At 61.6% G+C, this 22,278-nt stretch carries 24 protein-coding genes; 20 read left to right on the top strand and 4 right to left on the bottom strand.

What is annotated here, in order from left to right:
* Position 1 precedes the first annotated feature (1 nt).
* From tmk to araH, 14 genes are all read left to right on the top strand, one after another.
* Entirely contained in the window at positions 2-634 is a 633-nt protein-coding gene (tmk, locus tag HU715_RS14770; RefSeq protein WP_186707245.1) for a dTMP kinase, read from the top strand.
* Complete coding sequence (locus tag HU715_RS14765; RefSeq protein WP_186707198.1) at positions 627-1,613, top strand: DNA polymerase III subunit delta'; 987 nt, start codon at positions 627-629, stop codon at positions 1,611-1,613. The genes tmk and HU715_RS14765 overlap by 8 nt, the downstream gene beginning before the upstream one ends.
* Positions 1,614-1,655: 42 nt before the next feature.
* Complete coding sequence (locus HU715_RS14760; protein ID WP_186707199.1) at positions 1,656-2,012, top strand: PilZ domain-containing protein; 357 nt, start codon at positions 1,656-1,658, stop codon at positions 2,010-2,012.
* A gap of 11 nt (positions 2,013-2,023) precedes the next feature.
* Positions 2,024-2,818, top strand: coding sequence for a TatD family hydrolase (locus HU715_RS14755; RefSeq protein WP_186707200.1), 795 nt, complete (start codon positions 2,024-2,026; stop codon positions 2,816-2,818).
* Between the two features lie 384 nt (positions 2,819-3,202).
* Positions 3,203-3,841, top strand: coding sequence for a TetR/AcrR family transcriptional regulator (locus HU715_RS14750; RefSeq protein WP_186707201.1), 639 nt, complete (start codon positions 3,203-3,205; stop codon positions 3,839-3,841).
* A gap of 155 nt (positions 3,842-3,996) precedes the next feature.
* The gene (locus HU715_RS14745; protein ID WP_003204238.1) at positions 3,997-4,965 is read left to right on the top strand and encodes a GTP 3',8-cyclase MoaA; all 969 of its coding nucleotides are present in this window, start codon (positions 3,997-3,999) and stop codon (positions 4,963-4,965) included.
* 264 nt (positions 4,966-5,229) lie between these two features.
* Positions 5,230-5,835 (top strand): DUF4823 domain-containing protein, encoded by a 606-nt coding sequence (locus HU715_RS14740; RefSeq protein WP_186707202.1) that lies wholly within the window; start codon positions 5,230-5,232, stop codon positions 5,833-5,835.
* A 14-nt stretch (positions 5,836-5,849) separates the two neighbouring features.
* On the top strand, positions 5,850-6,410 hold the full coding sequence (locus tag HU715_RS14735; protein ID WP_186707203.1) for a DUF1285 domain-containing protein: 561 nt from the start codon (positions 5,850-5,852) through the stop codon (positions 6,408-6,410).
* A gap of 341 nt (positions 6,411-6,751) precedes the next feature.
* The gene (locus HU715_RS14730; protein ID WP_060741242.1) at positions 6,752-7,498 is read left to right on the top strand and encodes a FadR/GntR family transcriptional regulator; all 747 of its coding nucleotides are present in this window, start codon (positions 6,752-6,754) and stop codon (positions 7,496-7,498) included.
* Complete coding sequence (locus HU715_RS14725) at positions 7,495-8,370, top strand: SMP-30/gluconolactonase/LRE family protein (protein ID WP_186707204.1); 876 nt, start codon at positions 7,495-7,497, stop codon at positions 8,368-8,370. The genes HU715_RS14730 and HU715_RS14725 overlap by 4 nt, the downstream gene beginning before the upstream one ends.
* A gap of 236 nt (positions 8,371-8,606) precedes the next feature.
* Positions 8,607-9,425, top strand: a complete 819-nt coding sequence (locus HU715_RS14720) for an SDR family oxidoreductase (RefSeq protein ID WP_186707205.1) — start codon at positions 8,607-8,609, stop codon at positions 9,423-9,425.
* A 174-nt stretch (positions 9,426-9,599) separates the two neighbouring features.
* On the top strand, positions 9,600-10,604 hold the full coding sequence (locus HU715_RS14715) for a substrate-binding domain-containing protein (protein ID WP_186707206.1): 1,005 nt from the start codon (positions 9,600-9,602) through the stop codon (positions 10,602-10,604).
* Between the two features lie 75 nt (positions 10,605-10,679).
* Complete coding sequence (araG, locus tag HU715_RS14710) at positions 10,680-12,224, top strand: L-arabinose ABC transporter ATP-binding protein AraG (protein WP_186707207.1); 1,545 nt, start codon at positions 10,680-10,682, stop codon at positions 12,222-12,224.
* Between the two features lie 10 nt (positions 12,225-12,234).
* Positions 12,235-13,203 carry an L-arabinose ABC transporter permease AraH gene (gene araH / locus HU715_RS14705; RefSeq protein WP_060741247.1) on the top strand — a complete coding sequence of 323 codons (969 nt, stop codon included), beginning with the start codon at positions 12,235-12,237 and terminating at the stop codon, positions 13,201-13,203.
* Between the two features lie 421 nt (positions 13,204-13,624).
* On the opposite strand, the gene HU715_RS14700 is transcribed toward araH, so the two are convergent.
* Together HU715_RS14700 and HU715_RS14695 are read right to left on the bottom strand one after the other, a co-directional pair.
* Complete coding sequence (locus HU715_RS14700; protein ID WP_186707208.1) at positions 13,625-14,005, bottom strand: Rho termination factor N-terminal domain-containing protein; 381 nt, start codon at positions 14,003-14,005, stop codon at positions 13,625-13,627.
* 32 nt (positions 14,006-14,037) lie between these two features.
* On the bottom strand, positions 14,038-14,385 hold the full coding sequence (locus HU715_RS14695) for a hypothetical protein (protein ID WP_186707209.1): 348 nt from the start codon (positions 14,383-14,385) through the stop codon (positions 14,038-14,040).
* A gap of 191 nt (positions 14,386-14,576) precedes the next feature.
* On the opposite strand from HU715_RS14695, the gene HU715_RS14690 reads away from it, so the two are divergent.
* Positions 14,577-15,059: a GNAT family N-acetyltransferase gene (locus tag HU715_RS14690; protein WP_030137727.1), complete on the top strand. Its 483-nt coding sequence runs from the start codon at positions 14,577-14,579 to the stop codon at positions 15,057-15,059.
* A gap of 3 nt (positions 15,060-15,062) precedes the next feature.
* Here the strand turns inward: HU715_RS14690 and HU715_RS14685 are convergent, their stop codons facing one another.
* Complete coding sequence (locus HU715_RS14685; RefSeq protein ID WP_186707210.1) at positions 15,063-15,695, bottom strand: glutathione S-transferase family protein; 633 nt, start codon at positions 15,693-15,695, stop codon at positions 15,063-15,065.
* Between the two features lie 189 nt (positions 15,696-15,884).
* On the opposite strand from HU715_RS14685, the gene HU715_RS14680 reads away from it, so the two are divergent.
* The 5 genes from HU715_RS14680 to HU715_RS14660 all read left to right on the top strand — a co-directional run bounded on the left by HU715_RS14680 (position 15,885) and on the right by HU715_RS14660 (position 21,067).
* Positions 15,885-16,865: a 2-dehydro-3-deoxygalactonokinase gene (locus tag HU715_RS14680; RefSeq protein WP_186707211.1), complete on the top strand. Its 981-nt coding sequence runs from the start codon at positions 15,885-15,887 to the stop codon at positions 16,863-16,865.
* A 19-nt stretch (positions 16,866-16,884) separates the two neighbouring features.
* The gene (locus HU715_RS14675; protein ID WP_186707212.1) at positions 16,885-17,505 is read left to right on the top strand and encodes a 2-dehydro-3-deoxy-6-phosphogalactonate aldolase; all 621 of its coding nucleotides are present in this window, start codon (positions 16,885-16,887) and stop codon (positions 17,503-17,505) included.
* Between the two features lie 49 nt (positions 17,506-17,554).
* Positions 17,555-18,703, top strand: coding sequence for a galactonate dehydratase (dgoD, locus tag HU715_RS14670; RefSeq protein WP_186707213.1), 1,149 nt, complete (start codon positions 17,555-17,557; stop codon positions 18,701-18,703).
* 190 nt (positions 18,704-18,893) lie between these two features.
* Complete coding sequence (locus HU715_RS14665) at positions 18,894-20,204, top strand: MFS transporter (RefSeq protein ID WP_186707214.1); 1,311 nt, start codon at positions 18,894-18,896, stop codon at positions 20,202-20,204.
* Positions 20,205-20,263: 59 nt separating this feature from the next.
* A complete protein-coding gene (locus HU715_RS14660) occupies positions 20,264-21,067 on the top strand; it encodes an IclR family transcriptional regulator (protein WP_013693986.1) in 804 nt (267 codons plus the stop codon).
* Positions 21,068-21,073: 6 nt separating this feature from the next.
* On the opposite strand, the gene HU715_RS14655 is transcribed toward HU715_RS14660, so the two are convergent.
* The gene (locus HU715_RS14655; RefSeq protein ID WP_186707215.1) at positions 21,074-22,126 is read right to left on the bottom strand and encodes an NAD(P)-dependent alcohol dehydrogenase; all 1,053 of its coding nucleotides are present in this window, start codon (positions 22,124-22,126) and stop codon (positions 21,074-21,076) included.
* Between the last annotated feature and the right edge of the window lie 152 nt (positions 22,127-22,278).

Below are 22,278 nucleotides of genomic sequence, written 5' to 3'. Positions count from 1 at the left end.
CGTGACTGGCTTGTTTATAACGCTGGAAGGCCCGGAAGGCGCCGGCAAGAGCACCAACCGCGAATACCTGGCCGAACGCCTGCGGGCCGCCGGCATCGAGGTGGTATTGACCCGTGAACCGGGCGGTACGCCACTGGCCGAGCGAATTCGCGAGGTGCTGCTGGCGCCCCTCGAAGAAGTCATGAACCCTGACACTGAGCTGCTGCTGGTGTTCGCCGCCAGGGCGCAGCATCTGGCCGAGGTGATCCGCCCGGCGCTGGCCCGTGGCGCCGTGGTGCTCTGCGATCGTTTTACCGATTCAACCTATGCCTACCAGGGCGGCGGCCGGGGCTTGTCCGTGGAGCGCATCGCCGCGTTGGAAAGCTTCGTCCAAGGTGAGCTGCGCCCAGACCTGACCCTGGTGTTCGACCTGCCGGTGGAAATCGGCCTGGCCCGCGCCAGCGCCCGTGGCCGGCTGGATCGTTTCGAGCTTGAGGGCCAGGCTTTCTTCAATGCCGTGCGCAATGCCTTCCTGGGGCGCGCCAAGGCCGATCCGGTGCGTTACCTGCTGATCGATGCCGCGCAGCCGCTGACCCAGGTCCAGCAGTCCCTGGATAGCTTGCTGCCACGTTTGCTGGAGCGTGTCCGTGGCTGAAGCCTATCCCTGGCAAGACGGTCTCTGGCAGCAACTGGCCGGTCGTGCCCAGCATGCCCATGCTTATCTGCTACACGGCCCGGTCGGCATCGGCAAGCGGGCGCTGGCCGAGCGGCTGATGGCCAGCCTGTTGTGCCAACGCCCGGGGGTCTCCAACGCTTGCGGCGAATGCAAGTCCTGCCTGCTGCTCAAGGCCGGCAGCCATCCCGACAATTACGTGCTGGAGCCGGAAGAGGCGGACAAGGCGATCAAAGTCGACCAGGTTCGCGACCTGGTCAGCTTCGTGGTCCAGACCTCGCAGATGGGCGGGCGCAAAGTGGTGCTGATCGAGCCGGTCGAGTCGATGAACATCAACGCTGCCAACGCCTTGCTCAAGAGCCTCGAAGAGCCTTCTGGCGATACCGTGTTGCTGCTGGTCAGCCACCAGCCGAGTCGCTTGCTGCCGACCATCAAGAGTCGTTGTGTGCAACAGGCCTGCCCGCTGCCAAGCGAGGCGATGAGCTTGCAATGGTTGGCCCAGGCCCTGCCTGACAGCAGCGACGAAGAGCGTGTCGAGCTGCTGACCCTCGCGGCTGGCTCGCCCCTGGCGGCTGTCAGCCTTCAGGCCCAGGGCGTGCGTGAGCAGCGGGCCTTGGTGGTGGACGGGGTCAAGAAACTGCTCAAGCAGCAGCAGTCCCCCACGCAACTGGCCGAGGGCTGGAACGCCATCCCGCTACTGTTGCTGTTTGACTGGTTCTGCGACTGGTCGAGCCTGATCCTGCGTTACCAGTTGACCGAAGACGAGGCCGGCCTGGGGCTGGCCGACATGCGCAAAGTGATCCAGTACCTGGCGCAAAAAAGCAGCCAGGATAAAATCTTGAACATCCAGGACTGGATTCTTGCCCAACGTCAGAAGGTGCTGAGCAAGGCGAACCTCAATCGAGTGCTGTTGCTCGAGGCGCTGTTGGTGCAGTGGGCGAGTTTGCCTGGTCGAAGTTGACAGGTACCGCCTAGACTCAGCTCAATCGCAGCGGAGATCAGCATGAACGAACCTGTCAGTCCCGGTCCACGCAACGGCATCCTGTCCCTGACCATCAAGGACAAGTCGGTGCTTTATGCCGCCTACATGCCCTTCATCAAGAACGGCGGCCTGTTCATTCCGACCAACAAGAATTATCGCTTGGGCGACGAGGTGTTCATGCTCTTGAGCCTGATGGATGAGTCGGAGAAAATTCCGGTCGCCGGCAAGGTGATCTGGCTGACCCCCAAGGGCGCCCAGGGCAATCGGGCCGCCGGCGTGGGCGTGCAGTTCAGCGACGGCGACAATTCGGCCCGCAATCAGATCGAAACCCACTTGGCCGGCTCCCTGAAGTCCGACCGTCCCACCCATACGATGTAGCCTGGCCTTTTATGCTTGTAGATTCCCATTGTCACCTTGATCGTCTCGACCTCGCTGCCCATGGCGGCTCCCTGGATGCCGCGCTGGACGCGGCCCGGGAGCGGGGCGTCGGTCACTTCCTGTGCATCGGCGTCAGCGCCGACAACGCCGCCGATGTGAAGGCGCTGGCGGAGCGTTATGCCGACGTCGATTGTTCGGTCGGCATCCACCCATTGGACGTCCAGCCCGGTGCCGCGCCAGCGCTCGACTGGTTGTTGCGTGAGCTCGATCATCCACGGGTGGTCGCCATTGGCGAAACCGGCCTGGACTATCACTACGAGCCAGAAGCCGCCGACGTGCAACAGGCGTCGTTCCGGCTGCACCTGGAGGCCGCCCGGCAGACCGGCAAACCAGTGATCATCCACACCCGCGGCGCCCGGGCCGACACCCTGGCCTTGCTGCGTGACGCCGCGCTGCCCCAGGCCGGTGTGCTGCATTGCTTCACCGAAGACTGGGACATGGCCAAGGCTGCTTTGGACATGGGCTATTACATTTCCTTGTCCGGGATTGTCACGTTCCGCAATGCCGATGCCCTGCGCGACGTTGCCAGCAAAGTGCCGGCTGATCGGCTGCTGGTGGAAACCGACTCGCCTTACCTGGCGCCGATCCCCTATCGCGGCAAGCCTAACCTTCCGCAATACGTGCGGGAAGTGGCGGAGTTTCTGGCGATGCTGCGGGGCGAGTCCTACGAGCGATTTGCCGAGCAGACGACGGAAAATTTTAAGCAATTGTTTCCGCTGGCTCACGTTCGATCGGCGCACGCCTGAATTTCATGCAAAAAAAACCCGGGTTCTGGGGGGTGAATCCGGGTTAAGACCATTAGGAGTAAAACAAAGGCACGCGGTCCGTTGGCACCTTTATCAGCGCGTCACTTGGGGGAGATGTCGCGCCGACAGTTCAAGTATTGATCAGTATGCCCACCCGTCCAGTCTGGCCGGGGCGGTTTTTAAACAAATTTGGAATACGCTCGCTTCGGATAAGTTCTCACTGTCGTCAAAGCTCGCCAGTACGGCCCGTTGGCAAGGGAAACGACGAGCCGGGTGTGCACGGTTTTGTGAAGAACGGTGGCCGAGAATGGATGATCCGTGCATTTTTGCGTAAGTTAGGCATAATACCCGGCTTCGAATTTTGACCCTTCAGACCTTTTTCTTATGCACAAAGAACCCCGTAAGGTCCGTGAGTTTCGCCGCCGCGAGCAGGAAATTCTCGACACCGCGCTCAAGTTGTTCCTCGACCAGGGTGAAGACAGTGTCACCGTCGAGATGATTGCGGATGCCGTGGGTATCGGCAAAGGCACGATTTATAAACATTTCAAATCCAAGGCGGAGATCTACCTGCGCCTGATGCTCGACTACGAGCGCGATTTGAACGAGCTGCTGCATTCAGCCGATGTGGACAAGGACAAGGAGGCCCTGTCCCGGGCCTACTTCGAGTTCCGCATGCGCGACCCGCAGCGCTACCGCTTGTTCGACCGCTTGGAAGAGAAGGTGGTCAAGGGCAACCAGGTCCCGGAAATGGTCGAGGAGCTGCACAAGATCCGCGCCTCCAACTTCGAACGCCTGACCCTGTTGATCAAGGGCCGGATCAGCGAAGGCAAGCTCGAGGACGTGCCGCCTTATTTCCATTACTGCGCCGCCTGGGCGTTGGTGCACGGCGCGGTGGCGCTGTATCACTCGCCGTTCTGGAGCAACGTGCTGGAAGACCAGGAAGGTTTCTTCCAGTTCCTGATGGACATTGGCGTGCGCATGGGCAACAAGCGCAAGCGCGATACCGACCACCCGAGCACCTGACTGGCCACACGAGCCAAGACATTCAGCTGCCTTATTGCGCCATGTCCGCTTACATGGCGCAGTGCCCCAGTAATATACTCAGGTTTGGGTCTTGCGAAATCTTGATTTCTAGGTCAATTTTTGCGAGTCCGATTTTTCTCGTGCCGGAGTGATCCATGATCGTTGACCGTCAAGGCAGGCGTTTCCGTAATCTGCGGATCAGCCTGACCTCAGCCTGCAACTACGCCTGTACCTACTGCGTGCCTGACGGCAAGCGGTTGGTGGCTGCGCAGGATGAACTGTCAGCCGAAGCCATGGCGCGCGGCGTGGCGTATTTGATCGAGGCCGCCGGTATCGAGCGGCTGCGCATCACGGGCGGCGAGCCGCTGGTCAGCCCCAAGCTCGAGCGTTTCATGACGGCGGTGGGGCAGATGGGGCTGGAGGACATCAGCCTGACCACCAATGGCCAGTTGCTCGCGAAAAAACTGCCGTTGCTGGTGGATGCCGGTATCCGTCGCATCAACGTTTCCCTCGACACCCTGGACCCCGCCGCGTTTCGCAGTATCGCCCGTGGCGGCGACCTGGCGACCGTGCTCGATGGCATGGAGCAGGCCCGGGCCGCCGGGATGAAGATCAAGGTCAACATGGTGCCGTTGCGCGGGCAAAACCTCGACCAGGTGATGCCGTTGCTCGAGTACTGCCTGGAGCGTGGTTATGAGTTGCGTTTCATCGAGTTGATGCGCATGGGCCACCTGGCCAGCGATTCCAACGCCTTCCTGCAGCAGTTCGTCAGCCTTCAACAACTGCTTAGCCTGATCGGCGACCAGTACGAATACCTGCAGGCCGACGCGCCGGTAGACGCCACGGCGGTGCGTTATGAGATACCGGGGCTGGGGCACTTCGGTGTGATCGCCAACGAAAGCGTGCCTTTTTGCCGTACCTGTTCGCGACTGCGGTTGTCTTCCACGGGCTGGCTGCACGGCTGCCTGTCGTCGAGTAACCGTCACTTCGTCGGCGATCTTCTGGACAAGCCACGCCATCAGGCCTTGCCGGCGCTTCAGCGCTTGTTGGTCAAGGCGCTGGGGGACAAGCAGGAAGTGGCGTTCTCCGGCGGTGCGACCATCATGAAAATCATTGGCGGCTGATCGGACCTTTCCTGGCTTGAGTCTGTAGGAGCTGGCGAAGCCTGCGATCTTTTGACTTTTGATCTTTCGCTTGGGATTCAAGTGTCTGGGGAAAGATCGCAGCCTCGTTGCACTCGACAGCTCCTACGGGCGCAGCCCAGCGGGAGCAAGCTCCCTCGCCACAGGTATTCCAAGGCGCAACCCCAACCATCCTGCGAGCTGGCGCAAAAGCTGCATCCCACGACCATTCGCCGGTTTTCCGACACCGGTCTTTGGAGGAATAGGATGCGTAGCCTGGTTTTGCTGCTGGCCGTTTTGGTGCTTGGCGGTTGCATGAATGTCAGCGACATGGGGGAGGGCGTTCGTTATCACATGAGTGATGCCGGCCTGCTGGACCATAGCGACAGCCGTCGTGTGAACAACCTGCGAATCCAGCCCGACTCGTTCATCTACATCGCCCAGGGCGCCTTCGCTCCGCCGGGCAGTGCCTATCCACGTCCCAATGTCGTGGCCGAAGAAGCCTTCAATGGCTTCATCGAATATTTCCCCATGGTCCGTCGTGCCCGTGTTCCCGAAGGCCTCGATCAGGCGATGGGCGAAGCCCGTGCCGCCGGTGCCCATTACCTGTTGTACACCCGGTTCGCCAAGGCCGATAACCGCATCGGCAACTCCGACGAATGGCTGGATGAAGAGGCCGTGGATCGCCTGGGTGTCGATACCGGCGTGATTCAAATCATGTTGATCGAGACCAGCACGCAGTATTTGATTGATACTGCACGGATCAAGAGTCGTGGCGGTTTACTGACGTTCCACGACAAACAGCCCCAAGACCTCATCGCCGCGCCGCTGCGTGAATATGCCCGCAGCCTGTTGGGGATGAGCGACCAGTAACTCGAGGAGTCACCATGAGCGGACCGCAAAAAGCCAATGACTTGCTGGGGCAGATCCCCAAGACCAGAGGCCTGCCGCCGGTCCACTTGTGGAACCCCGGCTTCTGCGGCGACATCGACATGCGCATTGCCCGGGACGGTACCTGGTACTACCTGGGTACGCCCATCGGACGAAAACCGATGGTCAAGCTGTTCTCCACCATCATCCGCCGCGACGGCGATGATTATTTCCTGATCACCCCCGTGGAAAAGGTCGGCATCAAGGTCGATGACGCGCCGTTCGTGGCCGTGACCCTTGAGGTGGAAGGGCGGGGGGAAGGGCAGTTGCTGCGCTTCACCACCAACGTCGAGGAAACTACCGAGGCCGGCACCGAGCACCCGCTGCGGGTGGAGATCGATCCCCAGACCCAGGAACCGACGCCCTACGTGCATGTGCGCAGCAACCTCGAAGCACTGATCCACCGCAACGTGTTCTATCAACTGGTGGAGCTGGCGGTCAGTCGCGAGATCGATGGGCAGCGCTGGCTGGGTGTGTGGAGCGGCGGCGAGTTTTTCCCCATCGGCCTCGAGCCCTGATCCCTTGTGGAAGTGAGGGTTGATCCAACATCCGCGTCGGCTGAAGGATCGCTATCGCGAGCAAGCCCGCTCCCACAGTAAATTTGGAGCGCCTGCACTATCTGTGTGCACCACCAAACCTGTGGGAGCGAGCTGTGGTGAACGCTAATAATGTGAACGCCCGGAATCTACTGTGGGAGCGGGCTTGCTCGCGAAGGCGCCAGCACAGCCAACATCTTCTTAGCTGACCCACCGCTATCGCGAGCAGGCTCGCTCCCACAGGGTTATGCAAAATTCAAATTGACACCCAATCATATGATGATTAGCGTGGGCCACCAATAAGAGTGGCCCGCGGGGTTTTCATGTCCAGCAGTTTTCACGCATCGACCGTCGATTGGCTGGGGGGCTGGATCGCCGCTGGCCAGGTCAAGCCTGGGCAAACCATCAAGGTCGAAGCGGACTTGGGCGAGCAACTGGGCGTCAGTCGCACAGTGATTCGCGAGGCGATCAAGACCCTGGTGGCCAAAGGCATGCTGGAAGTCGGGCCGAAAGTCGGCACGCGGGTATTGCCGGTGCGCCGCTGGAACCTGTTCGACCCTCAAGTGGTGGGCTGGCTGTCACGCAGCGGCCTTCCGGAAAACTTCGTCGACGACTTGCTGGACCTGCGCCGTACCATCGAGCCGATGGCGGTGCGCTGGGCCTGTGAGCGGGCCACGGCCGATCAGGTGCAGGCGATCCGCCTGGCCTACCATGCCCTGGAACGGGCAGTGGACAGCGGCGCCGATTACAACCGCGCCGACCAGTTTTTCCATGAGTGCATCCTGGCCGCCAGCCATAATCAATTCATCGAACAAATGGTCCCGGCCCTCGGTGCATTGCTGGCGGTGTCGTTCGAGGTGTCGGCGGCCGACCCGGATGAACTGCGCCGCACCTTGCCCATCCACAAGGACATCGCCGACGCCATCGCCGCCCGTGACGCGGCCCGGGGTGTCTGGGCCTGCATGACCCTGATCGATAACGCTGACCTGGCGATCAAACGCTTTTACCCCAATGTCATGGCCGGTCGAACAGACGCCGCCGGGCAAGTCGGGAACGGGAGGTTTCAATGAAGTGGACGGCTGTGACGGAACACCGGGCGAAGTTGGGCGAGGGGCCCTTCTGGGATGCGCCGACCCAAGCGTTGTATTGGGTCGATATCGCTGGCAAGCAGGCACTGCGGCTGATCGGCGCCAACGTGGAGATCTGGCAGATGCCCGAGCATGTGTCCGCCTTCATACCGACCCAAAGTGGCGACGCACTGGTAACCCTGAGCAGTGGCGTCTATCGCCTCGATCTTGATTCGCCGGGCCTTGAGCCGCGCCTGACGCTGCTGTGCATGGCCGACCCCCAACTGGGTAATCGTGCCAATGAGGCCCGTTGCGACGCCCTGGGCCAACTCTGGCTCGGCACCATGCAGAACAACATCGGTGCCGACGGCGAGGACTTGCCGATCGAACAACGGTCCGGTGGCCTGTTTCGCGTCGGTGGCGACGGTCGGGTCATGCCCTTGTTGCGCGGGTTGGGCATCCCCAACACGTTGCTCTGGAGCCCCGATGGCACCACGGTGTATTTCGGCGACAGCCTGGACGGCACGGTGTATCGGCACTTTATCTATCCGGAAGGCAATCTCGCGCCGGCCGAGGTCTGGTTCGGCCCACACCCGCGTGGCGGCCCGGATGGCTCGGCGATGGATGCCCGGGGCTATATCTGGAACGCCCGCTGGGACGGCAGTTGCCTGCTGCGGCTGACGCCGGACGGGCAGGTCGACCGGGTGATCGAATTGCCCGTCAGCCGACCGACCAGTTGTGTGTTCGGCGGCGAAGACCTCAAGACGTTGTACATCACCAGCGCGGCGAGCCCCTTGGGTCATCCGCTGGACGGTGCGGTGCTGTCGATGCGTGTCGATGTGCCTGGCGTGGCTTGTACAAGATTCGCGGGATAAATCCCAAAATATGGGATGTAAATATATATATTGAGATTATTTGGCGGCCGGGTTTATAGTCGGCTCCATCGGCAATACGCACTCACACTAAAAAAACAAAACAGGTGAAGTGATGCAACGATCTTTCCCCGTACGCCCCGGCGGCGTACGCCGGCCACTGTTCTTCCAAGCGCCTTTGCGCCGGTCATCCGTGGATGCCCGGTTTTCGTCGTGCCCGCATGCAGGAGTCTTGAGCCATGGCTGAGCCCTTGGTCTTACCGCCCGTGCCGGAGCCACCGAAGGGCGAACGCCTGAAAGACAAGGTCGTGCTGTTGACCGGCGCCGCCCAAGGCATTGGCGAAGCCATCGTCGCGGCGTTCGCCTCGCAACAGGCCCGACTGGTGATCAGTGACATCCAGGCGCAGAAAGTCGAGGCGGTGGCCGCCCACTGGCGTGAGCGTGGGGCCGATGTGCAAGCGTTGCAGGCCGATGTGTCGAAGCAACAAGACTTGCAGGCCATGGCCCGTCGCGCCGTCGAGCTGCACGGTCGCATCGATGTGCTGGTCAACTGCGCCGGCGTCAACGTCTTCCGCGACCCGCTGGAAATGACCGAAGAGGACTGGCGCCGCTGCTTCGCCATCGACCTGGATGGCGCCTGGTACGGCTGCAAGGCGGTGCTGCCACAGATGATCGAGCAGGGCGTGGGCAGCATCATCAACATTGCCTCCGTCCATTCGTCCCACATCATTCCCGGCTGTTTCCCTTACCCGGTTGCCAAGCACGGCCTGCTCGGCCTGACTCGCGCCCTGGGCATCGAATACGCGCCCAAAGGGGTACGCGTCAATGCCATCGCTCCGGGTTACATCGAGACCCAGCTGAACGTCGACTACTGGAACGGCTTTGCCGATCCCCACGCCGAACGCCAACGTGCGCTGGATATGCACCCGCCACGGCGCGTCGGACAACCGATCGAAGTGGCGATGACGGCCGTGTTCCTGGCCAGTGACGAAGCACCCTTCATCAATGCCTCATGCATCACCATCGATGGAGGACGTTCAGTCATGTACCACGACTGAATATTCTTGGATTGCAGTGGGAAACTTCGCCTGTAATCCAATCATCATACGATATGACTATTTAGGCCTATGCTGTGTAGCAACTTGATGTAACCGCCCAGCCTGCGTATTTCCACCGACGGTGGAGCAGACCCTGGACGTTTGGCTTTCAATAAAAAAAACAAGGAGTCAACTATGAAACATCGTCGTGGGATCCGTTCCCTGTGTCGCGCCGCCCTGGCGGTTACCGCGTTCAGCCTCAGCAGCCACTTGCTGGCGGCCGATGCGGTAAAAATTGGTTTCCTGGTCAAGCAGGCCGAGGAGCCTTGGTTCCAGACCGAGTGGGCGTTTGCCGAGAAGGCGGCCAAGGATAAAGGCTTCCAACTGATCAAGATCGCCGTGCCTGACGGCGAGAAAACCCTCTCGGCCATCGACAGCCTGGCCGCCAACGGCGCCAAGGGCTTCGTGATCTGCCCGCCGGACGTGTCCCTCGGCCCAGCCATCATGGCCAAGGCCAAGCTCAACGATCTCAAGGTCATTGCCGTGGACGACCGTTTCGTCGACGCCAACGGCAAGTTCATGGAAGACGTGCCGTACCTGGGCATGGCCGCGTTCGAGGTGGGCCAGAAGCAGGGCGCCGCCATGGCCGCTGAAGCGAAGAAGCGTAATTGGGAGTGGAAAGATACCTACGCGGTGATCAACACCTTCAACGAGCTGGACACCGGCAAGAAGCGCACCGACGGTTCGGTCGATGCCCTGAAGAAGGCCGGGATGCCGGAAGACCATATCCTGTTTACGGCGCTCAAGACCCTCGACGTACCCGGCAGCATGGACTCCACCAACTCGGCGCTGGTGAAGCTGCCTAGCGCCGCGAAAAACCTGATCATCGGCGGCATGAACGACAACACCGTGCTGGGCGGCGTGCGCGCCACTGAAGCGGCCGGGTTCAAGGCAGCCAACGTGATCGGCGTCGGCATCAACGGTACCGACGCCATCGGTGAGCTGAAAAAGCCTGACAGCGGCTTCTTCGGTTCGATGCTGCCAAGCCCGCACATCGAAGGCTACAAGACCGCCGAAATGATGTACGAGTGGATCACCACCGGCAAGGAACCGCCGAAGTACACCGCCATGGACGAGGTGACGCTGATCACCCGGGAGAACTTCAAGCAGGAGCTGGAAAAGATCGGCCTGTGGAACTGACGGTCGGTTGATTCAAAAGCGGCCCTGGCCACATGAGTGGCGGGGTCGCTTGATCTCTGTAAGTTCGAGGTGGTTATGCAAGCGCAAACAGCGACACGGCAACACAACATCGGCGGCAGCTTGCGGTTCAACGGGATCGGCAAATCCTTTCCCGGCGTGCAGGCGCTGGCCAATATCAGTTTCGTCGCGCATCCGGGGCAGGTGCATGCCTTGATGGGTGAGAACGGCGCGGGCAAGTCCACGTTGCTGAAGATCCTCGGTGGCGCCTACATCCCAAGCAGTGGCGACCTGCAGATCGGCGAACAGACGATGGCCTTCAAAGGCACCGCCGACAGCATCGCCAGCGGGGTGGCGGTGATTCACCAGGAACTGCACCTGGTGCCGGAAATGACCGTCGCGGAAAACCTGTTTCTCGGCCATTTGCCGGCGCGTTTCGGCCTGGTCAACCGTGGCGTGCTGCGCCAGCAGGCCCTGGCGCTGCTCAAAGGCCTGGCCGACGAAATCGACCCGCAGGAAAAAGTCGGTCGCCTGTCCCTCGGCCAACGGCAATTGGTGGAAATCGCCAAGGCCTTGTCCCGTGGCGCCCATGTCATTGCCTTCGACGAACCCACCAGTAGCCTGTCGGCCCGGGAAATCGACCGCTTGATGGCGATCATCGCCCGCTTGCGAGATGAGGGCAAAGTGGTGCTGTACGTCAGCCACCGCATGGAAGAGGTGTTCCGTATCTGTAATGCGGTGACCGTGTTCAAGGACGGTCGTTACGTGCGGACCTTCGAGAACATGAGCGAGCTGACCCACGATCAGTTGGTCACCTGCATGGTCGGCCGCGATATCCAGGACATCTATGATTACCGTCCTCGGGAACGCGGCGATGTGGCGCTGCAAGTGAAGGGCCTGCTGGGGCCGGGCTTGCGCGAACCGGTGAGTTTCCAGGTGCACAAGGGCGAGATCCTCGGCTTGTTCGGGTTGGTCGGCGCCGGTCGTACCGAGCTGTTTCGCTTGCTCAGTGGCCTGGAGCGCCAGAGCGAGGGCAGCCTGGTCCTGCACGGCCAGGAACTGAAACTGCGTTCGCCACGGGATGCCATTGCCGCTGGCGTGCTGCTGTGCCCGGAAGATCGCAAGAAGGAAGGCATCATCCCGTTGGGCAGCGTGGGCGAGAACATCAACATCAGCGCCCGACCGTCCCACTCGACCCTCGGCTGCCTGTTGCGCGGTGATTGGGAACGGGGCAATGCCGACAAGCAAATCAAGTCGCTGAAGGTGAAGACGCCAGCGGCCAGCCAGAAAATCATGTACCTGTCCGGCGGCAATCAGCAGAAGGCGATTCTCGGTCGCTGGCTGTCGATGCCGATGAAAGTCCTGCTGCTGGACGAACCGACCCGTGGCATCGACATCGGCGCCAAGGCGGAGATCTATCAGATTATCCACAACCTGGCGGCGGACGGCATCGCGGTGATTGTGGTGTCCAGCGACCTGATGGAAGTGATGGGCATTTCCGACCGAATCCTGGTGCTCTGCGAAGGGGCCATGCGTGGCGAGCTGCCGCGCGACCAGGCCAACGAATCCAACCTGCTGCAACTGGCGCTGCCGCGCCAACGCGTTGCCGACGCGGCGAACTGAGAGGTAAATCATGACCATTCAAAACAATGCACTGCCAACGGCACGCAAACCCCTGGACCTGCGCCGTTTCCTCGACGACTGGGTCATGCTGTTGGCCGCCATCGGGATCTTCGTGCTCTGCACCCTGATGATCGATAACTTCCTGTCGCCGCTGAACATGCGCGGCCTGGGCCTGGCGATCTCCACCACCGGTATCGCGGCCTGCACCATGTTGTATTGCCTGGCGTCCGGGCACTTCGACTTGTCGGTCGGTTCGGTGATTGCCTGTGCCGGCGTCGTCGCGGCGGTGGTGATGCGCGACACCAACAGCGTGTTCCTCGGCGTCAGCGCGGCGCTGGCGATGGGGCTGATCGTCGGCCTGATCAACGGCATCGTCATCGCCAAGCTGCGGGTCAACGCGTTGATCACCACCCTGGCAACGATGCAGATCGTCCGCGGCCTGGCCTACATCTTTGCCAACGGCAAGGCGGTGGGTGTGTCCCAGGAATCGTTCTTCGTGTTCGGCAACGGCCAATTGTTCGGCGTACCGGTGCCGATCCTGATCACCATCGCCTGCTTCCTGTTTTTCGGCTGGCTGCTGAACTACACCACTTACGGGCGCAACACCATGGCCATCGGTGGCAACCAGGAAGCGGCGTTGCTGGCGGGGGTGAACGTTGATCGCACCAAGATCATTATCTTTGCCGTGCATGGCCTGATCGGCGCCTTGGCCGGGGTCATCCTGGCGTCGCGCATGACCTCGGGCCAGCCGATGATCGGCCAGGGCTTCGAGTTGACCGTGATCTCGGCCTGCGTGCTGGGCGGGGTGTCGTTGAGCGGCGGCATCGGCATGATTCGCCACGTCATCGCCGGCGTGCTGATTTTGGCGATCATTGAAAACGCGATGAACCTGAAGAACATCGACACCTTCTACCAATACGTCATCCGCGGCTCGATCCTGTTGCTGGCGGTGGTGATTGACCGGTTGAAGCAGCGCTAGAGCGCTAGGCAGTAGGGATTACTGACGACTGATCTGCCGCCATCGCGAGCAAGCTCGCTCCCAGGGTTTTGTGCCAGGCGCAAAGCTCAGGCATACCGAAGATTCAATGTGGGAGCGAGCCTGCTCGCGAAGGCGTCGACACATCCAACACTTCCTTAGCTGACCTACCGCTTTCGCGAGCAAGCCCGCTCCCACAGGTTTTTAGTGTCAGGCTCAGGACCTAGGCACAGCACAGACCCCATGTGGGAGCGGGCTTGCTCGCGAAGGCGTCGGCACATTCAACACTACCTTAGCTGACCCAACGCTTTCGCGAGCAGGCTCGCTCCCACAGGTTCTTGTGCCAGGCTCAGAACTTCGGCGCAGTGCAGAACCAGTATGGGAGCGAGCCTGCTCGCGAAACGGGTATCCCTGACGCCAACCATCACCCGGCCTTGCGCAACGCTTCGACCAGTTCCTGCTTGCGCATCTTCGAACGTCCGGGAATGTTTTTCGCCCGGGCTTCCTTCATCAAGCTGTCCACCGTCTGGGCCCCATGGGAGGCTTTGCTGGTGCGTGGGTGACCTTCGCGGGTCTTGGCGGCGCGGCGGGCTGATTCCTTGCGGTCGGTTTTCTTGGCCGCCGCCGGTTTTTCCTTGCCTGAGCCACCGGAGCGTTCGCCGCCACCGGACTGCTTGTTCACCGTCGCCCAGGCCCGAGCTTCGGCCTCGCCCTCCGACACACCTTTTTGCTCATAACTTTCTTCGATGTGCTCGGCCTTGCGTTTTTGCTTGTCGGTGTATTTGTCTTTGCTTCCACGAGGCATGGGATGTTCCTCCTCAAATGTCCGGGCAAAGGCTACTGGCTGGCGGCGCCACCTTCGGAACCCGAGCCACCGGTCGTGGTTTTCGAGCCCACTCCGGTCTCGGCGTTATCCGGTGCGGTGGAGTCCGGCGTATTCATGCCACCCTGGCGCCCGGTGTCATTGCCCTGCACGCGTGGATCGGTGCCGGTGGCCGGTGGCTGGCCATTGTTCAGGCTACCGCCACCGGTGCCGTCGGTGTTCAACTTGGGCAGGCCTTGCGTGGCAGGGGAGTTTGGCGCTTGCACGGGGTCGGTTGGCCCAGTGCCGTCGGTAGAGGCCGCGAAGGCCGTCGAGGACAGCAGCGCGGCGAAGGTGAATGCGGTCAGCCTTGAAGTGATCATGGGTGTCGCCTCCATTTTTCAGAATGCTTACCTGATCTTGGGCCTTGGCGGCTTGGCGTTGGTGCCTTGGGCGCGACGAATGGCAGTTTTGGGAAGAGCCGTGCGCCCGCGATCAAATAGTTGGATCGGTATGTGACGAGCGCCGCGCAGCGGCTTAGTATGGCGCTTTCAATTGGCTACAAGGCCTGTTCATGTCGATCGAGATCCGTCCTGCGCAACCCAGCGATGCGCCTCAAATCCTTGCCTTCATCACCGAGTTGGCCGATTACGAAAAAGCCCGCCACGAAGTCATCGCCAGTGTGGCCGACATCGAGCGCAGCCTCTTTAGCGAAGGCGCAACCGCCCACGGGCTGATCTGCCTGCGTGACGGCGTGCCGATCGGTTTCGCGGTGTTTTTCTTCAGCTATTCCACCTGGCTGGGCAGCAACTGTCTGTATCTGGAGGACCTGTACATCACGCCCGAGCAGCGCGGTGGCGGGGCGGGCAAGACATTGTTGCGCCACTTGGCGAAGATCGCCTGCGACAACGATTGCGGCCGCTTCGAATGGAGCGTGCTGGATTGGAACACGCCGGCCATCGATTTCTATAAATCCCTCGGCGCGCAACCCCAGGAAGAGTGGGTGCGCTACCGAATGGACGGCAAGGTGCTACGGGATTTCGCTAACGGCAATTGATGCTCATGAGTATGCGTTGGACGCGTATTCGGCGAATCCGGGGCGTTGTTCGAGCCGCTTGCAATAGGCGGCCACCGCTGGATAGTCCGGGCGTTCCATTGGTGTCTGGCGCCAGCGGTGTGCGGACAGACCGATAAGTACGTCCGCAAGGGAAAACGCCGTACCGGCCACGTAGGCGCCGGTGCGGTTCAACTGCTGTTCCAGCAAACCCATCTTCTCGTTCCAGCCTTTGACGCCCGCGGCGATAAGCTGTGGGTCCTGGAAATCCGGGTGTTTGCGCACCAGTCCGTAAAACGCATCGCCCCAGGAAGGATTGAGTTCCGTGGCCTGCCAGTCCATCCACTGCTCGATGCGTGCCCGTGCGGCAGGTTCGACGGCCAGCAGATCGCCGCGCCCATGCTTGCCCACCAGGTAGCGACAAATAGTGTTCGACTCCCAGAGCACACCGTTCTCATCAATGATCACCGGCACCTGGGCATTCGGATTCATGGCCAGGAACGCCGGGTCATGGGTCGAGGCAAAGCCGATGCCCCAGTCTTCGCGCTCGTAGGCGATGTCCAGTTCCTGGCAGGTCCACAGCACTTTTCTGACGTTGATCGAGGAAGTGCGACCGAGGATTTTCAGCAGTTGTCCCATTACTTTTTCCCTGAGTTGTTTAGCGTCCGACCAGAAAACTAGCAGGGTCTTGGACGGATGGCGATTGGCTTTGCGGTTGGCTTATCAAAATCCCAATATATGGGAGTGTTATTTATATATTGAGATTCTGTCGCCCCCAGGTTTATAGTCCGTTCCACTCACTGCCAAAAAACAAAACAGGTGAAGCGGATGCAGGCGCAATTGATCGCGCTCGATTGGGGGACCACCTCATTACGGGCTTACAAACTCGCAGCCGGTGGCGAGGTGCTCGAGCAGCGTTCGCTGTCGTCGGGGATCATGCAGTTGCCCTCCGGGCCACGAACCGTGGCCGGCCGGGTCTGCATCGACGGTTTCGAGCTGGCCTTCGACGAGGCCTGCGGCGACTGGCTCGATGCTCAACCGGGCTTGCCTGTGATTGCCTGCGGCATGGTGGGCAGTGCTCAGGGCTGGCGCGAAGCGCCTTACTGCGACACACCCGCCAACGTCGCCAATCTCGGACATTCCCTACAAACCGTTCGCAGCCTTCGCGGCGTCGATGTGCACATCGTGCCCGGCGTGATCCAGCGTTCACGTTTGCCCAATGTCATGCGCGGCGAAGAAACCCAAGTGCTCGGTGCCTTGCACAGCCTGCCGGATGAAGCGGTGCTGATCGGCCTGCCTGGCAGTCATTCGAAATGGGTGGAAGTGGCCGATGGCTGCATTGTGCATTTCGATACCTTCATGACCGGCGAGATCTTCGCCGTCCTCAGTGACCACAGCATTCTCGGCCGCACCCAGCAACGGGGGACGACCTTCGATGGCGTGGCGTTTGACCGTGGCGTGCAAGTGGCGCTGTCGGTGGACGGCCAGATCGGCCCGTTGTCCACCGTGTTCAGCGCCCGCAGCCTGGGCTTGACCGGCGAGCTGGTGGCCAGTGCCCAGGCGGATTACCTCTCGGGCCTGTTGATCGGCCATGAGCTGGCAGCGCTGGCCGAGGTGCAGCGCCGTCGTCGCGACAGCCTGCACCTGCCGACGGTGGTGCTGATCGGCAACTCCCAACTCTGTGTCCGTTATCAACGGGCCCTCGACGCCTGCGGCTTCGCCCGGGTGGTCCTGGCCGAACAGGCCACCGAACGCGGTTTGTGGCAACTGGCCGTGGCGGCCGGGTTGCTCGATTCCACCGCCCCCTGAACCTGACTGGAGGTCTGACATGCTCACACAAGCACTGGCGCACAACGGGTTGATCGCGATCCTGCGTGGCTTGCGTCCCGAAGAGGCGGCGGCCATCGGCGAGGTCCTGTACAACGCCGGATTTCGTGTCATCGAAGTGCCGCTCAATTCCCCCGAACCGTACGAAAGTATCCGCATCCTGCGCAGCACCTTGCCCGCCGATTGCCTGATCGGTGCCGGCACCGTGCTCACGCCGGAACAGGTCGAGCAGGTGAAAGCCGCTGGCGGCCAAGTGATCGTCATGCCCCACAGCGACCCGAAGGTGCTGCGTGCGGCGAAAGCGGCGGGCTTGTACCTGTCGCCCGGCGTCGCCACGCCCACCGAAGCCTTTGCCGCGCTGGCCGAAGGCGCCCATGTACTGAAGATGTTTCCCGCCGAGCAAATGGGCCCGGCGGTGGTCAAGGCCTGGCTCGCGGTGTTGCCGGCCGGGACCGTGCTGGTGCCGGTGGGCGGGATTACGCCGGACAACATGGCGGTGTTCGTCGAAGCCGGCGTCAAGGGTTTCGGCCTCGGTTCCGGGCTGTTCAAGCCGGGCCTGACAGCGGATGAAGTGGCGGTACGCGCCAAGGCCTACGTGGCCGCATGGAATGCCTTGAACTGAAGATTTTTCCAGCGCCCCGCGCGCTGCATCTGACAAGAGAGACAACAAGATGAAAATTACCAAGCTGACCACGTTTATCGTTCCGCCGCGCTGGTGCTTCCTCAAGGTCGAGACCGACGAGGGCGTGACCGGTTGGGGCGAGCCCGTGGTCGAGGGCCGTGCCCACACGGTGGCGGCGGCTGTCGAGGAATTGTCCGACTACCTGATCGGCAAGGACCCACGCAACATCGAAGACATCTGGACCGTGCTCTATCGCGGCGGCTTCTACCGCGGCGGCGCCATCCACATGAGCGCCCTGGCCGGCATCGACCAGGCGTTGTGGGACATCAAGGGCAAGGCCCTGGGCGTGTCGGTCAGCGATTTGCTGGGCGGCCAGGTGCGGGACAAGATCCGCGTGTATTCGTGGATCGGCGGCGACCGGCCAGCGGACACCGCCCGCGCGGCGAAAGAGGCTGTAGGGCGGGGCTTCACCGCGGTGAAAATGAATGGCACCGAAGAGTTGCAGTTTCTCGACACCTTCGAAAAAGTCGACCTGGCCCTGGCCAACGTGGCGGCGGTGCGTGATGCGGTCGGGCCGAACGTTGGCATTGGCGTGGACTTCCACGGCCGCGTGCACAAGCCGATGGCCAAGGTGCTGATGAAGGAGCTCGACCCTTACAAACTGATGTTTATCGAAGAGCCGGTACTCAGCGAAAACTACGAAGCCCTCAAGGAATTGGCGCCGCTGACCAGCACCCCGATTGCCCTCGGCGAGCGGTTGTTCTCGCGCTGGGACTTCAAGCGCGTACTCAGCGAAGGCTACGTGGACATCATCCAGCCGGATGCGTCCCACGCCGGCGGCATCACCGAAACCCGCAAGATCGCCAACATGGCCGAGGCCTACGACGTGGCGCTGGCGCTGCACTGCCCGCTGGGTCCCATCGCCCTGGCGGCGTGCCTGCAACTGGACGCGGTCTGCTACAACGCGTTCATCCAGGAGCAGAGCCTGGGCATCCACTACAACGAGAGCAACGACCTGCTGGATTACATCAAGGATCCGCAGGTGTTCGACTACGACAAGGGCTTCGTGAAGATTCCCAATGGCCCGGGCCTGGGCATCGAGATCAACGAGGAATACGTCATCGAACGCGCGGCCATCGGCCACCGCTGGCGCAACCCGATCTGGCGCCATGCCGATGGCAGTTTTGCCGAGTGGTGAGTGAGTACTGAGGCAACTCGGTTCCCTTGTGGGAGCGGGCTTGCTCGCGAAAGCGGTGTGTCTGCGATACATCCGCTAACTGATACAGTGCCTTCGCGAGCAAGCCCGCTCCCACCCTCAACCTCCTTATGCAGAGGGATTATCCCAACGCTCCCGAATTCCTCAATAAACATAAAAAGAGGCACCTCACATGCAAGCGCACACCCTGAGCGCGCAGGCGTCGTTGGTGACGCCTAGCCGCAAGCGTTTTTTCATCATGGTCCTGCTGTTCATCACCGTGGTGATCAACTACCTGGACCGCAGTAACCTCTCGATTGCCGCCCCCGCGCTAACCAGTGACCTGGGCATCGACCCGATTCATGTCGGACTTATTTTCTCCGCGTTCGGCTGGACCTACGCCGCGATGCAGATTCCCGGCGGCTGGCTGGTGGACCGGGTGCCGCCGCGCATCCTCTACAGCGTGGCGTTGCTGCTGTGGTCGGTGGCGACGGTGATGCTGGGGTTCGTCTCCAGTTTCATCGCGTTGTTCGTGCTGCGCATGGCGGTCGGAGCCCTGGAAGCGCCGGCCTATCCAATCAACAGCCGCGTGGTGACGACCTGGTTTCCCGAGCGTGAGCGGGCCACGGCCATCGGTTTCTACACCTCCGGGCAATTCGTCGGGCTGGCTTTCCTGACCCCGGTATTGGCCTGGCTGCAACACACCTTCGGTTGGCACATGGTGTTTGTCGCCACAGGCGCGGTGGGCATTCTCTGGGCAGTGATCTGGTACGCGGTGTATCGCGAGCCGCGGGATTTCAAAGGCGCCAACGCCGCCGAAATCGAGCTGATCCGCGAAGGCGGCGGGCTGGTGGACATCCAGGCCGAGACTGCCAAGGTCAAGGCCAAGTTCAGCTGGGCCGACCTGGGCATCGTCCTGACCCAACGCAAGTTGTGGGGCATTTACCTGGGGCAGTTCTGCCTCAACTCCACGCTGTGGTTTTTCCTGACGTGGTTTCCGACCTACCTGGTGAAATATCGCGGCATGGACTTCATCAAGTCTGGCTTGCTGGCGTCGTTGCCGTTCCTCGCGGCGTTTGTCGGCGTGCTGTGCTCCGGGTTCTTCTCCGACTGGCTGATTCGCCGCGGCGCCACGGTGGGCTTTGCCCGCAAACTGCCGATCATTGGTGGGCTGTTGATTTCCACGGCGATCATTGGTGCCAACTATGTCGAATCGACGCCGCTGGTGATCGCCTTCCTGGCCCTGGCGTTCTTCGGCAATGGCCTGGCGTCGATCACGTGGTCGCTGGTTTCCACCTTGGCACCGGCGCGATTGCTCGGGTTGACCGGCGGGGTGTTCAACTTCATCGGTAACCTGGCGGCCATCGCCACGCCGATTGTCATTGGCTTCCTCGCCAGCGGCGATTCGTTTGCCCCGGCCATTACCTATATCGCTGTCCTGGCATTGGCTGGCGCGCTGTCCTATATCCTGCTGGTCGGGAAGGTCGAGCGCATCGAGTTGTAGTCCGACGGGGCGGGCGACCATAATGCCGCCCGTTCCCCGCTCACTGTTGAAGGTCGGCTATGCAGCAAGACGATCCAAAAATCACCAAGGACGCCGCGCCTACCGGCACGCAGACATTGCTGCGTGGCCTGGGCGTGGTCCAGGCGGTCGCCAGTGGCGCCCGCGACTTGAAGGAAATCGCCCGGCTGATCGGCACCACCCGCAGCACCACCCATCGCCTGGCCAGTTGCCTGGTGGACGAACGTTACCTGCGCGTGGTGCCGCAAGTGGGTTACCTGCTGGGGCCGAAGTTGATCGAGCTGGGTTTCCAGGCCCGGGAAGAACTGCCCCTGGTGAGCCTGGCGGGGCCGTACCTGGACGAGCTGTCGGCGCTGACCGGGGACACCGTTCACCTGGCGATTCGCGAGGGCGACGAAGTCTTGTACCTGCTGAAGAATCCGGGGCGCAACGGCCCGGAAATGCGCTCGCGCGTAGGCCATCGCATGCCGTTGGCGCGCACCGGGATCGGCAAGGCGCTGATGCTCGATGATTCGCAGGAACAATGGAAGCGGCTGTATGAAATCAGCCTGCCGGCGGGAGGGAAAAATCAGTTCTGGCCCCAGCATCAGGAGCAATCCTGGGAACAGTTCCAGCAACGGATGGTGGAGTACGTGGCGGGGGGCTATGCCTTCGACCTGGAGGACAACGAACCATCGATTCGCTGTGTGGCGGCGCCGATTCGAGACGCGGGCAAGCGCATCGTCGCTGGTATCAGCATCGCCAGCACCGTGCCGTACATGCCGCTGGAGAAGATGGCCGAGCTGATTCCCCTGGTCAAAGGGGTCACAGCCCGGCTGTCGGCGGAGCTGGGCGCCAAGGTCTGACGAGCGTCAGGCCTTGAGCGTCGCCATGTCGATGACGAAGCGGTACTTCACGTCCCCGGCGATCATGCGGCTGTAGGCCTCGTTGATCTGGCGGATGTCGAGCATTTCAATGTCGCAACTGATGTTGTGCTCGGCGCAGAAATCCAGCATTTCCTGGGTTTCTGCGATACCGCCGATCAGCGAGCCGGCCAGCACTCGGCGACCCATGATCAGTTTTGCCGCGTGTACCGGTGGGTCGACCGGCTCGACCAGGCCCACGATGATGTGTACACCGTCGAAATGCAGCGTGTCGAGGTAGGGATTGAGGTCGTGCTGCACCGGAATGGTGTCCAGCAGGAAATTGAAACGTCCGGCGGCAGCCGCCATCTGTTCGGCGTCGGTGGACACGATCACATGGTCCGCGCCCTGACGACGGGCTTCTTCAGCCTTGCTCGCCGAGCGGGTGAACAACGTCACTTCTGCGCCCATGGCCTTGGCGAACTTGATGCCCATGTGGCCCAGGCCGCCCATGCCCAGTACGCCGACCTTGTCGCCAGCCTTCACGCCGTAGTGTTTGAGGGGCGAATAAGTGGTGATGCCGGCGCACAGCAGCGGTGCGGCGCTGGCCGGGTCGAGTGTTTGCGGGATGCGCAGCACAAAGTGCTCGCTGACCACGATGCTGTCGGAATAACCGCCCATGGTGTGGCCACCACTGACGCGGTCCGGGCTGGCGTAGGTCTGGGTCATGCCTTCGAAGCAGTATTGCTCCAAGTCCGCCCGGCACGCTTCGCACTCGCGGCAGGAGTCGACCATGCAGCCCACACCGACCAAGTCGCCGACTTTGTGAGCGGTAACATTCGCACCGACGGCGGTGACTTTTCCGATGATTTCATGGCCGGGCATCAGCGGGTAGACGGCAATGCCCCATTCATTGCGGGCCTGGTGGATGTCGGAGTGGCACACCCCGCAGTAGAGAATATCGATCGCCACATCATCGGCTCGCGGGCTGCGACGCTCGAACTTCATGGGGGCGAGGGGAGTGGTGGCTGATTGGGCGGCATAGCCGATGGCTGTGTACATGATGGACCTCGCTAAGCAGTGAACGGTGAGGGAATCCATTCTGGGAGTCATGGCGGCAGGCGGCGATGGCGATTCCTCCGCCTGTCATGCCTAATCCTCCGGCATTGGCCAGGATTTGATTCCATGTGACGCTAGACCTGCGATGATGGTTT

Origin of the sequence: Pseudomonas zanjanensis (genome assembly GCF_014268745.2) — a bacterium.
Taxonomy (GTDB): Bacteria; Pseudomonadota; Gammaproteobacteria; order Pseudomonadales; family Pseudomonadaceae; genus Aquipseudomonas; species Aquipseudomonas zanjanensis.
The sequence above is the reverse complement of the archived record's forward strand: the minus strand, read 5'-3'. Positions and strand labels throughout refer to the sequence as shown.